Source organism: Rubripirellula lacrimiformis (assembly GCF_007741535.1).
Taxonomy (GTDB): domain Bacteria; phylum Planctomycetota; class Planctomycetia; order Pirellulales; family Pirellulaceae; genus Rubripirellula; species Rubripirellula lacrimiformis.
The window spans coordinates 1,811,849-1,829,403 of the sequence record NZ_CP036525.1; the positions used below are offsets into that span (position 1 = coordinate 1,811,849).

Here is a 17,555-nt window from a genome sequence, read left to right on the forward strand (position 1 = left end):
GGCAATGACGACATTGATGGTGGTACTGGAAACGACACGATCTACGGTGGCACCGAGGCGGTCTCGGCACCAACCGCGTTTCCGCACTTGCCAGCGCTACCTTCTGGATTCTTTCCTGGGTTGTTCGAATCGGAGTTGTACGAATACGGGCTGGCAACGCCTTCACTTCCGTTTGACCTGGCGCGGAGTGGTGTAGAACTGGATTCGTCACCGACGACGGTGGCTGCATTTGAGTCGTCGGCTCTGGGTGTTACCGGGGTATCCGATGGTGAACGACTCTCTGCATTGGCGCCAATCGGGGACTTCAACGGCGATTTCGAAGACGACTACATCGTCAGCGGTCGGGACTTCAGTTATGTCCTATTGGGTCCGGTCGAACTGACCGACCTCTCGACGGTTGAAAACGAAGCCAGTTTCATCATTGATCATCAAGCCATTGGATATCCCGCGCAGCAGCACGGCAACATCAACGGCGACCGATTCGGCGACCTGACGTTTGTCCGTCAGCAAACCAACTCGTTAAGCGGCAACCCGGAAACAGTGATCACCGTTGTCCTGGGCGCAGAATCTCCGGCAGCAACAACCCTGTGGCCTCGTTACTGGAATCAGCAATTCGTCGGTGACTTCCTAAATGCTACTAATAGTCGCACCATTCTCCTCAGTCAAACAGACCTCTTTACGGGAAGCCGTCCGAGTGTTGAGTTGCTCAACCATGACGGTGATGGCAAGGACGATGTTCTCGTCTTTGGTCAGCAAGTCTCCAGTGGTGGCAGCTATTCAGGGTACATCTTTGGTGGCGAACAGCTAACAGTTGGCGTCACGTCGGTTACTAACGCAATCCTTGCGGTCGACCCTGCGGTGATCGGGTTGTCCGGTAATGGCTACTCGGCAACCGTTGTCGGCGACATCAACGGTGACGACCTCGAAGACATCGTCTTTGCCGACGCCGATAGTGTCACCTTCAACACGACGCAACTCAGCGCTATGCACGGGCCCGCCCCATTCAAGATCGTTGGGCTCAGCGACCTCAACAACGACGGTTACGACGATGTGGCGATCCTTCGCAGCGACGTCCTCGAAATCTACTACGGCGGTTCAGACGTCAGCACATTACTGGATAGTGCCGACACCACGATCGTAGGCAACCACTTACTGCCAACTGTCGGTGACTTTAACGGCGACAAGCAAGCCGACTTGGCGATCGTTCAACCAACCAATAGTGATAATGATTTAGTATCCGTCTTTTATTCAATCTCCAGCTACTCGGGCAGCCTGCTGCTTGCCAATGCTGACGTTGTCCTGCCGTTCTCCGGCCAGCTAATTGCACTTCAAAGCTATCTGAAATTTGACGACGACGCATTGCGACTGCCGAACTCCGTTCTGAATGATAGATCGGAGTTGACAATCGGCATTGTCGCCCGTCCCCGCTTTGCAACCGGAAATACCACCTATTCGTTGATCAGTGGTGCCAATACAAACAACGCCAACGAATTCCTGCTTGACTTTATCAACCCCACGTCGGCCCGTTTGCAAGTTGACGGGGAAACGTTTACCTGGACCGTACCCGACACCAGTGATAAATTCCATCACTTTGCGATCACCGTCAGTGATTCTTCGAACAAAGTTTCGTTGTTCATCGACGGCAACTCGATGAATGACGTTAACGTTGCCGGCAACCCCACTCGCTACAATTACGCTGGTGGCCAGATCAACATTGATACTGGCGGATTGGTAATCGGACAGGACCAGGATGCAGTGGGTGGCGGATTCGATTCAAGCCAAGCGTTCGTTGGCGAACTTGCCGATTTGAGTATTTGGAATGTGGCACTCGATTCAAGCACGATAGCGAATCTTGCTACCACGGGCGTTGTTGGTTCCGAAGCGTCGCTTGCTAATTGGTATCGCTTCAATGAAACCTCGGGCAACACAATTCTGGACAGCAAGGGTGTCGCGGACGGCACTCTGGATAACGGACCGCGCCAACCGCAGCGTGACGCAGGGTTTGACGCTCTCGGGGGAGCATTCATTGCTGCAAGTCTCGATCTCAATTCGGATGAGGTCGACGATTTGGTGATTCCAGCCGGATTGTCTTCCAACGAAACAGGGGATCGCGAAGCCGGAACGGTCTATGTGATTTATGGCTCGCGTGGCCAGACCAAGATTCCCAGCACCTTCGATGTGCTCGAGAATTTCTCGGTCGCCGGTAGCGGGACCTTCGTGGTCGATCGTGGCACCGGCCGTCCCGAATTGTTTGACAATGGAGGCGACCCATTCATCCTGCAGAGTACGACTGAACGTTGGTTCCAATTCACGACCCTCGGCGATGGAAAGAGCGGCGAGGCGATCCGCTTTGACGGACAAGTTGCTGCTGACCTCCTCGATTCCACGGGGGCTGTGCTCGCAATCAAGCAACAAGCATTCGACCTGCGCGCCATCGAAGCCGGTACTTACTACTTACGTGTGTACACGCTCAATGTTGGTACTCCAACGCCCAATGTCTTTGGAGCGGCCGATGTGATTGTGGATACGTTGATCGACGAAAGCGATGGAGTCACTACGAGCGTGGGAGATTTGGTCGGAACGCCTGGCGGGACAGGAATCAGTCTTCGCGAAGCGATCGTTGCAACGAACAACACTCCAGGTGCCCAGGTCATCGGGTTCGCGCCGCGCTTGAATGGCTCGATTCAGCTCTCGTCGCTCCTAGGACAGCTATCGATCTCCGATGGTCTCACTATCGCGGGACCCGGCGCGTCGTTGCTTTCCATTGACGCCGGAAACAGTGGATTCCGGATCTTCAACATTGATGATGGGGACGGGAACATAGCCAGTGCAGTTGTCATTGATGCGTTGACACTTACGGGCGGCAACGTAACTGGCACTGGCGGCGCAATTCGAAATGTCGAGTCGCTGACGGTTTCTCATAGCGACGTCGTATCGAACCAGGCCTCAAATTCCGGTGGCGGAATTTTCAATGATCGCGGATCACTAATGATCCTTGCCAGCACTATCAGCGAAAACATATCTCGCACGACGGGCGGTGGCGTGCGCAGCGAGAATGGAGCATTGACTGTTTCAGAATCCACGTTCTCTTTCAACACTGCCACTTTCGGCGGTGGAGGGATCTTCAACATTGGAAACTCCCTTTCGATCGATAACAGTACGTTTTCGCAAAACGCGGCTGGCACCAACGGTGGTGGGATCTTTACCGACCAGAATACAGGACGAACGATCGAGATCCGTAACTCGACCATTACACGAAACCGCAGTGACAATACGGAGAACGGTACCGGACTTGGTGGTGGCATCCGTGTCTTTGATGCGAACTCGATCCTTCTGCAAAACTCGATCGTCGCCGGCAACACTCGTGGCGCGGCGAATTCGATCGACGATTTCTACGGTGCGGCAAGTGCTGCAAGTGCCTACAACTTGATTGGCGCTGATGTTGGGTTGACTGGAATCACACACGGTACCCAGGGCAACCAAATCGGGACCGTTGCACTTCCCATCGATGCGTACTTGGGTGGATTGTCGGACAACGGCGGCGCGACGCTCACACACGCTCCGACACCGCTTAGCCCAGCAATTGATCGCGGTGACACGACGGCCACGAAGGATCAACGTGGGCGGTCACGTCCTGTCGATGGCAATTTCGATGGTGTCGTCCAAGCGGACATCGGTGCTCTTGAAGTAGGTGAGGCATTCACGATCGAATTCGAGGCGCCGATCCGTGGACAGACGCACGAGTCGTCGTCGCTACCCGATCGCGATCGATTGATCGGTGGTCAAGGGCAGGACATTTTGGTCGGAGGCCCTGGCCTAGATCTGTTGATTGGTGACAGTGGCAATGATGTATTCGTCGGCGAGCCCATCGAAATCCTGGACGGTTTGATTACCGAGCCGCAGAGCAATCCCGCCGCTGCGGAACTGTCGTTTTCAGATGTACTGAATCCACTCGATCCCATCATTGATCAGATTTCTGACGTTGGCTTACTAGTTGCGATCCATCAGCAACTCGGACGCCCCGTCACAAACGGCGGGACGGTAGTCCACAGCCAGCTCCGGGCGTCGGACCTCGCCTCGCTAACGCAGCTTGACGCGTCCAACCGAGGCATCAAGGATTTGACGGGCATCGAAAAACTTGTCAATCTTCGCACGCTCGATCTTTCCGGAAACCAGCTTGGGCACGTTGCCCTCAACGCTCTGCAGCCACAACAGATTGCCGCCGGGATTCAAATTGGTGAAACGGTCGGACTATCACGCTTGCGATCGTTAGACATCAGTGACAATATCGACATTGAATTGTTTAGTGCTCTGGGAAGCCTGACTGATTTGCGCGAGCTGCACGCGTTGGGGACTCGGATCGATGCATTCGCACCAACGACGGTTGCAACTCTGAACTTGTTACCAAATCTAAGGACCTTAACGTTACCGGTACCATCCTTCGCTGGATTCGATCACTTTGAAACCGCACGACTCGGCACCGACGCACCGTCTGACTCCTGGACATTCTTTGACGACGGCCAAAGCACCGTCCGCATTGTCGCGAATGGAATTAACGGAAGCCAGTCGCTCGAGCTCCGCCCGGTGACATCGGCAACTATCACCAAGGCCGATGATTTTGAATCAGCAGCATTAGGCGATACCGCGCCAACTGATTGGGCATTTCTTTGGGATCAATTAACGAGTCCACGGATCATTCCTGACGGCGTCGGCAGAACGCAATCACTGCTACTTTCCCCCCCGATTGCTCTCGTACACGAGGATTTTAATTCTGCGGCGGTTGGCCCCACGGCACCGTTAGGCTGGGCGTTCTATGAAGAGGATTCTTTCGATCAGGTGGAGATTGTCAGTGGTGGATTGCTTGGCACGTCGTCTTTAAGACTCGGCAGCACTGCGATTGCCGAAAATTTTGAGACGGGCGGCAGCGAACCACCTACCGGATTCGAGTTTTACGGTTCTGAGGTTTTCGTTGCAGATGGGCAGCTTGCGTTTTCACGTTTAGGTGACGATCGGATTCATTCAGGCGATGCGACCTGGACCGTTGACTTGAGTGGGAAAGCCAATTCAACGCTAAGTTTTTCATTGCAGAGCACCGATAGTGGAACAATGGGGTCCGGGACGTTTACTGGCCATAGAAGTGGACGTGGAATCGCAGTCAGCGAGGATGGAGTTACATGGCATCCAATCTGGGATCTAATCAACACCAACGGTGAAAGCCAGACGATTGTTATTGACCTGACGTCTTTCGGACTTTCATTAGGATCCAATTTCCAGATTCGCTTCCATGGAGAGCACAATAATGATGAGTTTTCATTGTTCGATAACCTCCTCATTGAGGATGCTCCCGTCCTTGTGGAAGACTTTTCTGTCGGTAACTTCGCTCAGCTGAGTGGTTGGACGGAGCAAACGGGACTAAATAGTTCTGTTCAGATCAGCTCTGGTGAACTGGTGCTCGATCGAGGAGTTTCGTTTGGCGGAGCAACGGCGATCTGGTCGGTTGATCTCAGTGGCCTCGTGGAGCCAACCCTAAACTACGTGGTCACCAATGGCCCGGAACCTAGCATTGAGGTCAGGAACAATGGGACGCAGTGGTATCCCGTTCAGAGTTCGAACGGTAACGCTTCATTGACGACTGGCATTCCGATTCAACTCGATGCAACGGCCCAGATCAGGTTTTCACAAATCGGTACGTCCTTCGGCAGCTATCAAACGAGAATTGACAAGCTAGTAGTCTCAAATGGCAACAGTCGTCGCCATCATGAGGCTACATGGTCTGTCGATTTGAGCAACACAGTTCGTCCGGTCCTGAGTTTCCTGCAGCGTGATGACGGCATTGATGAAATTTCTGCGTTCACCGGTCCATTCACAGATCACGCCGATGCCGACGGTGTCTCCATTAGCATCGATGGCACAACTTGGTATCCGATTTGGAACGAATCGACTCCGAGCGGTACCACTCAGGTTGAGATTGACCTGACGACCGCCGATCTGCCGTTCGCTCTTGGATCAACTGTTCAGGTCAAGTTTCAATACTTTGGGAATGTCGGGAACAGACTCTACGATAATTTCCAAATTGTCGAACAGACGCCGCTCGATGTGGTACACGAGGATTTCAATTCTGCGGCGGTTGGCCCCACGGCACCGTTAGGCTGGGCGTTCTATGAAGAGGATTCTTTCGATCAGGTGGAGATTGTCAGTGGTGGATTGCTTGGCACGTCGTCTTTAAGACTCGGCAGCACTGCGATTGCCGAAAATTTTGAGGCGGGCGGCAGCGAACCACCTACCGGATTCGAGTTTTACGGTTCTGAGGTTTTCGTTGCAGATGGGCAGCTTGCGTTTTCACGTTTAGGTGACGATCGGATTCATTCAGGCGATGCGACCTGGACCGTTGACTTGAGCGGGAAAGCCAATTCAACGCTAAGTTTTTCATTGCAGAGCACCGATAGTGGAACAATGGGGTCCGGGACGTTTACTGGCCATAGAAGTGGACGTGGAATCGCAGTCAGCGAGGATGGAGTTACATGGCATCCAATCTGGGATCTAATCAACACCAACGGTGAAAGCCAGACGATTGTTATTGACCTGACGTCTTTCGGACTTTCATTAGGATCCAATTTCCAGATTCGCTTCCATGGAGAGCACAATAATGATGAGTTTTCATTGTTCGATAACCTCCTCATTGAGGATGCTCCCGTCCTTGTGGAAGACTTTTCTGTCGGTAACTTCGCTCAGCTGAGTGGTTGGACGGAGCAAACGGGACTAAATAGTTCTGTTCAGATCAGCTCTGGTGAACTGGTGCTCGATCGAGGAGTTTCGTTTGGCGGAGCAACGGCGATCTGGTCGGTTGATCTCAGTGGCCTCGTGGAGCCAACCCTAAACTACGTGGTCACCAATGGCCCGGAACCTAGCATTGAGGTCAGGAACAATGGGACGCAGTGGTATCCCGTTCAGAGTTCGAACGGTAACGCTTCATTGACGACTGGCATTCCGATTCAACTCGATGCAACGGCCCAGATCAGGTTTTCACAAATCGGTACGTCCTTCGGCAGCTATCAAACGAGAATTGACAAGCTAGTAGTCTCAAATGGCAACAGTCGTCGCCATCATGAGGCTACATGGTCTGTCGATTTGAGCAACACAGTTCGTCCGGTCCTGAGTTTCCTGCAGCGTGATGACGGCATTGATGAAATTTCTGCGTTCACCGGTCCATTCACAGATCACGCCGATGCCGACGGTGTCTCCATTAGCATCGATGGCACAACTTGGTATCCGATTTGGAACGAATCGACTCCGAGCGGTACCACTCAGGTTGAGATTGACCTGACGACCGCCGATCTGCCGTTCGCTCTTGGATCAACTGTTCAGGTCAAGTTTCAATACTTTGGGAATGTCGGGAACAGACTCTACGATAATTTCCAAATTGTCGAACAGACGCCGCTCGATGTGGTACACGAGGATTTCAATTCTGCGGCGGTTGGCCCCACGGCACCGTTAGGCTGGGCGTTCTATGAAGAGGATTCTTTCGATCAGGTGGAGATTGTCAGTGGTGGATTGCTTGGCACGTCGTCTTTAAGACTCGGCAGCACTGCGATTGCCGAAAATTTTGAGACGGGCGGCAGCGAACCACCTACCGGATTCGAGTTTTACGGTTCTGAGGTTTTCGTTGCAGATGGGCAGCTTGCGTTTTCACGTTTAGGTGACGATCGGATTCATTCAGGCGATGCGACCTGGACCGTTGACTTGAGTGGGAAAGCCAATTCAACGCTAAGTTTTTCATTGCAGAGCACCGATAGTGGAACAATGGGGTCCGGGACGTTTACTGGCCATAGAAGTGGACGTGGAATCGCAGTCAGCGAGGATGGAGTTACATGGCATCCAATCTGGGATCTAATCAACACCAACGGTGAAAGCCAGACGATTGTTATTGACCTGACGTCTTTCGGACTTTCATTAGGATCCAATTTCCAGATTCGCTTCCATGGAGAGCACAATAATGATGAGTTTTCATTGTTCGATAACCTCCTCATTGAGGATGCTCCCGTCCTTGTGGAAGACTTTTCTGTCGGTAACTTCGCTCAGCTGAGTGGTTGGACGGAGCAAACGGGACTAAATAGTTCTGTTCAGATCAGCTCTGGTGAACTGGTGCTCGATCGAGGAGTTTCGTTTGGCGGAGCAACGGCGATCTGGTCGGTTGATCTCAGTGGCCTCGTGGAGCCAACCCTAAACTACGTGGTCACCAATGGCCCGGAACCTAGCATTGAGGTCAGGAACAATGGGACGCAGTGGTATCCCGTTCAGAGTTCGAACGGTAACGCTTCATTGACGACTGGCATTCCGATTCAACTCGATGCAACGGCCCAGATCAGGTTTTCACAAATCGGTACGTCCTTCGGCAGCTATCAAACGAGAATTGACAAGCTAGTAGTCTCAAATGGCAACAGTCGTCGCCATCATGAGGCTACATGGTCTGTCGATTTGAGCAACACAGTTCGTCCGGTCCTGAGTTTCCTGCAGCGTGATGACGGCATTGATGAAATTTCTGCGTTCACCGGTCCATTCACAGATCACGCCGATGCCGACGGTGTCTCCATTAGCATCGATGGCACAACTTGGTATCCGATTTGGAACGAATCGACTCCGAGCGGTACCACTCAGGTTGAGATTGACCTGACGACCGCCGATCTGCCGTTCGCTCTTGGATCAACTGTTCAGGTCAAGTTTCAATACTTTGGGAATGTCGGGAACAGACTCTACGATAATTTCCAAATTGTCGAACAGACGCCGAGGGGGCTTTCCGAAGCAAGCTGGAACGTAGACCTAAGTACGTCAAGTCACCCCGTGCTTGAGTTCTCGTACAGAGACGTCGGCGTTCATGCTGAAACGCCGTTTGCCGGAACGTTCGGCAATAGCTTCAATGCCGATGGAGTGGCCGTTAGCAACGATGGCACGAACTGGTATCCAGTTTGGGATGCGGTGTCCACGACTGGAACCGATACGGTATCGATCGATTTGACGACCATGAATCTGCCATTCCTGCCGGGGAGTGGCTTTCAGGTTCGGTTCCAAAACTACGGCTTCGAAGGCTCTCGCGTCTTTGACGATATCTCTGTGACGGATATATCGCCGTCCGGAACGGGGCAAGCGGATTGGGCGGTTGATCTGAGCAATGCGATCAAGCCGATTCTGAGCTTCACTCATACGGCGACGACTCCGGAATGGACGTTTAATGGGAACTTCACCGGTAACCTTGATGCCAATGGCAGCGTCGAAGTCAGCAACGATGGAGCCACCTGGTACACCGCCCAAACGCTGACCGCCAACAGTGGTGTCCAGTCGATCAATATCGATTTGAGCACGCTGCCGATTACACCCGCTGCCAATTTCCGTATGCGGTTCCGTCACTTCGGGCATGACGGTTCGTTCCGGATGTTCGACGATCTGCGGATTCTCGATATCGCCGCCGAACTTGACGTCGTCAACCAGAATCTCGTCTTCGACGAACAAGCGTTGATCAACATCAACATCGCGGCGACGCAGACTTGGGAAGTCGTGAATCCTAGCGGCGTTGCGGTCAGTTCGGGCACTGGCCAAGTTGTCAGTTTCGCGGGTACCGACAGCGGTACCTACATGGTCCGCAAGCTACGTGTCGACAACTCGATCTACGACGATTGGTTCCCCGTAGCCGTCGGAAATGTCGCACCAACCATTACGCAAGTGCCTGATTTCTCGCTGGCTAATGCCGGCCAAGGAGTCAACGAGGGGCAAGCGATCTCGCTGGGCGTTCGCGTCAACACGGGCGCGACGGTTGAGTTTCCTGTACTGATCGACGGTGACGAAGTGGATCGGCTGATCATCGCGGATCCAGGGGTCGACGATCTACCCGATCTCGACGTGTACATCCAAATTTTGGACTCCAGCGGTCACGCTACCGACCTCAGCCAATCCGCGTTGGACTTCAATGACAACGTCCTGAAGCTGAATTCGCAGATTCTCGATCAGCAAGATAGTCTGACAACTACTTTCTGGATCAAAACGGCGATGACGACGCCACAGACCATTCTGAGTGCTGCAAAATCGGCGAGCGAAACCAGCGAGTTTGAAATCACGCTCACCGACGCGACGACGCTGACGGTTTCTAACGAAGGGCTAGCGACAAACTTCACGGTTTCGTCGCTAACGGACGATCAATTCCATCACGTCGCGGTCGTTCGCGATGTGGCCAGCAAATCGATACGCGTCTATGTCGACGGCAACGAATCGATCAATAGCTATTCCGGGACGCTGCTGTCGCTGGCCGTCGAGTCGGACGGTCTGTTGATCGGGCAAAAGGCAGGTGCTATCGGCACAGCCAGCTTCAACGGGACGTTGGATGAGCTGACGGTCTGGGATCGAGCGCTCACGATCAGCGAAATTGAGTCGATCCAAACGAATGACTTTAACGACCGCGATTCGAATCTGATCGGCTACTGGCCCATGAATTCGGGTGGTGGCGACGTCGTTCGCGACCGCAGTCCACAGGGTCGCGATGCGTTACTGGAAACCGTGTTCTTCCCAGCCGCGATCACACACGACTATTCACTCCAATCGACCTATGCAGACGCACAAGGTGGACCGAGCCTTGTTCCCGCCGGCGGAACGCTGACCGCAAACGGATATGCCTTTGCGGCAGGCCAAGGACCAAGCCTCATTGGCGTCGTTGACCCGAACACCTATTCGATCGAAATTGAGTTTCAGATCGACAGTGTTGTCGGGTACAAGAAACTCGTTGACTTTAAGGACCGAACGATTGACCAAGGTCTCTACAGCCACAATGGTGCAGTTCTGTTTTATGCGCTCGGATCCAGTCAAACCGGTCAGGCCGGTGCGATCACCGCTGGGACGACACACAAACTAACGATCGATCGAGACGGTGCCAGCAAGCAGGTTTCCGTTTCCGTTGACGGCACGTTGCAGCTATCGTTTATCGATAGCGATAATCGGGCTGCTTTGAGTGGCCCTAGCGGTATCATCCATCTGCTTCGTGACGATCTCCAGTACACGGGCGAAGACCCGAGTGGAATCTTACGATCTGTCCGCACCATAGGCTCCGAAACGACGACAGAATCACCCACCTGGACACAGACGGTCCCAGCTGTCTTCAAAGCCAATGTCAAGTTAATCGACAACGATTCCTACGTGTTTAGCGTGATCGTCCGAGACGATGACGGTGGTTTTGATTCGGCGATCGTAGCGCTGCCGGTCAATAATGTCGGGCCGGTCATTGGTGGTGGTTTTAACGCGTTAGCCGCGCTTATGATCGATGGGGGTGACTTCGTCGGTGAAACGTTCTCGTACAGTGTCGATGACGTCGGCGCGGCGGTCACGGACGTTGGGATCGAGGATGCCTTGATCTATCTGTGGGAGGTCACCACCAACAACGGGCAAGCGATCTTCACGTCTAGCGACGAGGATTTTGAATTCGTTCCACGATATGCGGGCCAGTACAGCGTTTCGCTGACCGCGATGGACTCCGATGGCGGCGTCTCCGACCCGTTCATCCGTAGCTTGACCATCCAACCCGTCGTGGCGATCAGCGCTCCCAGCCCCTCGGTTACCGCTGGCGGCGTGGTGTCGCTAGAATCTGGCCAGTCGAGTCCCGCGGTACCAGCCGGTTTGCTGCGTGGAACTGGCCAATCGGCAAGCCGTAGTTACCTGTGGTCCGTGCTTCGCAATGGAACTCCGCTTCCTTTGGCACCGGCGACGTTGACCAACCCAGACCTGAAGTTCTTGCCCGTTGATCCCGGCACTTACACGGTCAGCCTGACGATCGTTGAGTCCTTCTCGACTGGGGCAGATATTCAAAGCACTGCCACGACGGATGCGTTCACCGTCACGGCGGCGAATCCGATTTCGCTGACCGCATCCCAGAGTCTGGCGATCGAAGGCGACGCGGTCACGTTCTCGATCGAAGATCTACCACCGCTCGATGAAGACGCCACCAGGACCTACGCGTGGACCGTCACACCAGCGATTGGATCGAGTCAATACGACGGAACCGCGGCGGTGGATGCCGCGACTTACACGTTGAACGCTTCCTCGGATGATAGCTACAACGTCGTGGTGACCGTGACCGATACGTTGATGGGAATCGACTTCCCTCGCACAACCAGTGCGTCAATGGTCTTCGAGAATGCTGCGCCAACGATCGTCGCCAGTGCAGTCCAGGACGACGAAGGTTCGGAAGTCACGCTGACGGCGACGGTCCTGGATGCCGATGCCAGCGACATCGACGCACACACCTACACGATCAGCTGGGGCGACGGTACGGCGGATAGCACTGGCACGGTCGCGGACAGGGCGATCGGCGAGATGCATACCTACGCTCAAGACAGTCTGGGCCAGCCCAACGGCAAGTATCAGGCGACCATCACTGTCAATGGGGGTGGTCTCACCGCTCCGGTCACTTTCAACGTCGATGTCGTGATTGCCAACGTGGTGCCGACTGCCCGCGGCGAAACCGATAGTACCGACCAGAATAGCCTCATAAGTATATTGAGCTTGGTCAGCAACGACACCGATCCAGGTGCCGACACGCTGTCGGTGTTGAGTATCGATACGCTGTCGTCGATGGGAGCGACGGTGTCGATCGACCCCAATGGCACTGTCACTTACGATCCGACTCATTCGTCGGCGCTGATTGCACTTGCCGATGGCGTGGAGGCAGAGGACACCTTCAGCTATGTCGTGACCGACGAAGCGGGCGGACAGAGTTCGGCACAAGTGACGGTGACAGTCACTGGCGTCAACGATGCACCGGTCGTGTTCGCGGATCGAAAAACGGGCAGCGAGGATGTGTCCATTTCCGGCAATGTCTTGGCCAATGATAGCGATGCGGATCGCGACAGCGGCGACGCCAGCGTCATTGATGCGGGCACTGTGATGATCGTCGAAAGCGTCAGGTGGCAAACAGACGAAGCGCCAATGGCCGAACCGCAAACGGACGACTCGATCGACATCAGCGGCAAGTATGGTGTTTTGAATTGGAACACCGACGGCACCTACACCTACACTCCTGGCGCAGCGGCCCAAGCTCTGGCGGCTGGCGAAACCGCCCAAGAGACTTTCGCGTTTGTGATTTCGGATTCGTTGGTCGATCGTTCGTCGACTTTGGCGATCACGATCGAGGGACGCAATGATGCTCCCGTGGCCGTCGCCGACCACGGCGGGGTCGATTTGCGTCTGGAGAATACGACCAGCGGTTTACTCTGGGCCAAGGACTCCAACCTCAATGACTTCGACGTCGATGGGGCCTTCACCGTTTCGGCTGTCGCTGGTTTGCCAGCCAACGTGAACACCGAGTTCACACTCCCCTCGGGCGCAAGGCTGCGAGTCAAAGCGGATGGCCAATACGATTACCGACCGGGCGCGGCCTTTCGTGATTTGGCCGCCGGCGAGACTCGACCGGACACGTTCCAGTACACCATCAGCGACGCCTTCGGTGCGTCATCGACGGCCATCGTCACGATCACGGTGGTGGGCAAGAACGATGCTCCCACCGGCATTGCTTTCTCGGCGAACAGGGTGACTACTGCAGCCCCCGTCAACACGGTGGTGGGAACGTTAAGCACCAGCGATCCCGATATCAGCGATCCCGACATCGTTGACGCGCATAACTACATGATTGTTGCCGATCCCACGAGTGCGTTCGGCATCAATCCGGGTGACAACAGGTTGATCGTTATCAATTCGGCCAACTTGACCGCTGGCAAGCACATCGTCGTGATTCGTTCCACCGATTTGCAATCGGCAACCATCGATCAAGCGTTTACGATCAATATCGTCGCGGTCCCCAGGAGCACGATAGAGCCATTGCCAGCAGTGGCCTATGACTTGATCATTCCCATTCGAGTCAGCGGCAACACAAATGAATTGAACATCGGTGAGTTTCGGTTGTTTGTCTCGGAAGACGCTGGTCCGTTTGCGCTTTACTCATCGCAAGCAGCCGATCCTGATGGCAGCCCGGTCGAATTTGAGTTTTTGGCCACCAGCAACCACAACTATTTCTTCCGTAGCATTGCCGTCGACAGAGATGGCAAAACGGAAATCAAGACAACAACCGACGCACAGATCATTGTTCGGGACTTTGATAGTCCTGAAACTCAAGTCACTTCGGCAGACGCGTCTTCTTCTGGCTTGTTTGATGTCGTTGTGTCGGGCACAGACTCCGGCGGCGGAACACTGATTTTCTTCGATGTTTACGTCTCTGTCGACGGCGGAGTGGCCCAATTGGCTGGAACCGCCGGCGCTGGCACAGCGGATGGTCAGGGGAAGTATTCGTCTTCCATCTCATATCAGGGCCGGACCGACGGTGTTCCTCACAGCTATCGGTTCTTCAGTATCGGTCGCGATTCGGCCAGCAACATCGAATCGGCTCCACGACGCAGCCAGGATGTCTTGGTCTCGAGAACATTCTTTGATGCGGGGCTGCAAGCGACGGGAATCGATGTTCAGCTCGGAGCGTCTCAGCGATCCTATATTCGAAATTTGGATGTTCTTTTCAGCCAGGAAGCTGGATTAAGCGAGTTGTTGGGTGCCGGACGAATTAAGGTGGAACGGTTCGCCTTGAATGCGACGGACGTTACGCCGGAGACTGGATTCGCATTGCTTCAAGGAACGGACTTTACCGTGGATAAGGTGGGCGATCGACTGAGATTGGACTTCGGGGCCGACGGCATCACCGATGCTCCAACGACCAATGCGGGCGACGGGTTCTATCGCGTGTTGGTCGACGTAGACGGGAATGGTGATTTTGCGGACGTCAGCGATGGATCGTTCGAATTCCACCGAATTCTTGGTGACACCGATGGAAACGCTGTCGTTGACAGCGTCGACCTAGACGTGGTGCTAGATCAGTTGTTCCAGGTTGGCGAAAATCTGGCAGGCGATGCTGACGGAAATCAAATTGTCGATTTCGATGATTTTGACACTGTCAGCAATCAAACGTCGCGAAATCTTCGCCTCGATCTTCGAGATAAGTTGGATGACTAGATAGCAAACTTCAGCGAAGAAACACACACGCTTTAACCCACGCTCTTGGTTAGAGCAAACTCGAATCAACTTAGACATTTTAAAACTGAACTCTTTATGCAAAACCGAATCCTAGCAACTGCCGCCCTATTCACATTGGCAATTTCAAACCTCTGTTCCGGTGCGTTAGTTGTTGAGTTTGAAGACCACGCCTTCTTTCCGGGCACCATCGCCTCGATTGACGTTTACATCAGGAGCGATGGGACTAGTGTCGACAACCTCTCGTCGTATTCCGCGGCATTCGAGATCGAACAAATCAGCGGAACAGGTATACTTGAGTTTCTGCCGAGTAACTTTCCGCTGCCAGCCGGGGAGCATCAAAGTGACTCAGAACGAACGGTCGCAAAACCGAATGCCTACGTCTTCTTGAATGCGCTCGACACAAGTTCAGCCGCGTTTCTGTCGTTGCGTGATAGGGGCAGCAGCCAAGAACTGAATCAGCGTGACAAGGCACTTTCTGACATGACAATCGGCACAGATCGATTATTGCTCGCCAGGTTGGAAGTGAAGCATATCACCACTGACGTTGACGCAGATGCGAAATACCGGATCAAATTGAACCAAAGCATCCCCACAGTTTTTCGAGACAGCGCCAACAGCTTGGCTGCGTTTAACGTGGGCGATTCCAATGCCAATTTCGGCACCATTTCATTCACCACCACGGCTGTTCCTGAGCCATCAAGTATTCTATTGCTTTCGGTTGCAGCAGGACTCGTTTGCGTGCGTCGGAAAAAATGCCGGCCGATGAGTTCCATCTGATCCGCGACGGGGTCGAGCTGTTGGAAGCTGCCGGCATCGACAAGACGATGGACGAGCGAGTCGTCCACGTTCATGCGTTGGGTCCGATTAGAGGTGGGCCGATTGAAGGGACGGAGGTAATTTCGAATGTCACGAATGATGGGCGATAGCTCTTTTTCGAAGCTAGCCAATGCACCGGAACGAATGAATTTCATGGAGTAAGCCTCTTCGGAGGCTTCGATGGTTTGTGTTTCCCCCTCACCCCAGCCCTCTCCCCCATCGTTTTGAACCTCGTTCCTCGGGTCAAAGCGACGGGGGAGAGGGGGCAAAAAAGGTGGAGAGGGGGCACGGAACCTTGGCGGTAACCGTGAGCCGCTGGCCGTGAGGCCACGGGCATTACGAAGGATCAAAGGGGACGGGAGGGCTTTCGAGCTCGAGGGGCTCGAACGACACGAATCTGAAACGCTGTCTAGCCTTACTTATTCATGTCATTTGTGTGATTCGTGGTTCGCTCGTATTCGCCTGGACAGCTTTCGCTGCTGCTCTGCTGAGACAATCGGTTTTCTATCGGACCGATTCGAAGCTGCGTTGACGGGCGTCGGCTTCGAGGCGTTGTTCCAGAGCCGGATCGCCATCGATACTGATCGAGATGACATCGGTTCCCGAGCCGCCGGCGATGCGTCCCGACGCCAACCAGATATTGCGTAGGGTGACGATGTCGTTGCCGCGACCACCCTCTACTCGCAAGAAGTTGTTGATCGTTCCCGAAACAATGATTCGGTCTCCGCCGCGGCTACCGTACAACCACATGTCACGCGAAGTGACATCCGTTGCCATGATGGTGTCGTCGCCCGTTCCGCCATCGACGAAAACGTCATCGGCTGCCGCGACATTGATCAGGGACAACTGGTCATCGCCAGAGTTGCCGACCACAACCACGTCATCCGCGGTTACATTGCTGAGATTGACGACGTCGTTATCGCTGCCTGTATCGATATTGATGTTGTCGCCAACGTCGACATTGAACATGCCGATGTTATCGATTCCGCGAGCCGTCGATACGTACAGGTCATCACCCACGCTGCCCCCATTGATCTGCAGGTCGTCGTTGCCTCGACTTGTGTAGACTCGTAAATCTTGTCCCACCTCGACATCGTTCAATGTCATGTCGTTATCACCGGCCCAGGAAACCGTTGAATCCAAAGTGAAGTGATCGCGAACGAATACGTCGGTCGCTTCGAATCGGTTGTCGCCGCGGCCCAGGTTGACGTGAAGATCTTTGGTTTGGTCTGGATTCAGGAATTGAGAACTTCGCAGAACGGGTAACTGGGAAGATCCGATTTGGATGTCTCGCATGACCACACTGTCAGAGCCATCGCCCATCTCGATCATGATGTCGTCAAGCGTAGTCCTGTCTAACCGCACCAGTTCAATGGTGGCCGGGGCGGTTCCGCCGTTGATCCCCGTTTGGTTCAAGCCGCGAACTTCTAGCCGGTTTCCAACTTCAGCGACTTCGATTGAGTTGTCCTCTGCGTCACCAGTGATGACCACATCAAACCCGAAATTGCCGTCGGCGACAAACTCGACGGTGACATCGCCGGCCATCATCTGGCGGTTTTCAAGCATTTCGCTACTGAGGCGGCGGCGATTCAGACGAGTGGAACGAAGAGGCGTTTTCTTGCCGAAAATCATAGTCTTGGTCATTGGTTGTAGGTAAGTAAGGCGGGAAACCTTCTGCCCGCCAACCCACC

The 17,555-nt window shown here is 54.1% G+C and carries 3 protein-coding genes (1 of these 3 cut by a window edge); 2 read left to right on the forward strand and 1 reads right to left on the reverse strand.

Translation table 11 applies throughout. The annotated features are described in order from the left end of the window. Together K227x_RS06320 and K227x_RS06325 are read left to right on the forward strand one after the other, a co-directional pair. Positions 1–15,027, forward strand: partial view of a LamG-like jellyroll fold domain-containing protein gene (locus K227x_RS06320; protein WP_145168747.1) — the 3' portion only. The gene continues 14,550 nt to the left of window position 1, outside the view; 15,027 of the gene's 29,577 nt are visible here — the last part of the coding sequence; the start codon falls outside the window, past its left edge; it ends in the stop codon at positions 15,025–15,027. 96 nt (positions 15,028–15,123) lie between these two features. Next, positions 15,124–15,825: a PEP-CTERM sorting domain-containing protein gene (locus K227x_RS06325; protein ID WP_145168748.1), complete on the forward strand. Its 702-nt coding sequence runs from the start codon at positions 15,124–15,126 to the stop codon at positions 15,823–15,825. Positions 15,826–16,368: 543 nt separating this feature from the next. Here the strand turns inward: K227x_RS06325 and K227x_RS06330 are convergent. Then, a complete protein-coding gene (locus tag K227x_RS06330) occupies positions 16,369–17,508 on the reverse strand; it encodes a hypothetical protein (protein ID WP_145168749.1) in 1,140 nt (379 codons plus the stop codon). Between the last annotated feature and the right edge of the window lie 47 nt (positions 17,509–17,555).

Bases quoted from the DNA above. Each gene is read 5' to 3' on its own strand.
- K227x_RS06325 (WP_145168748.1), top strand. From the start codon at position 15,124: ATGCAAAACCGAATCCTAGCAACTGCCGCCCTATTCACATTGGCAATT.
- K227x_RS06330 (WP_145168749.1), bottom strand. From the start codon at position 17,508: ATGACCAAGACTATGATTTTCGGCAAGAAAACGCCTCTTCGTTCCACT.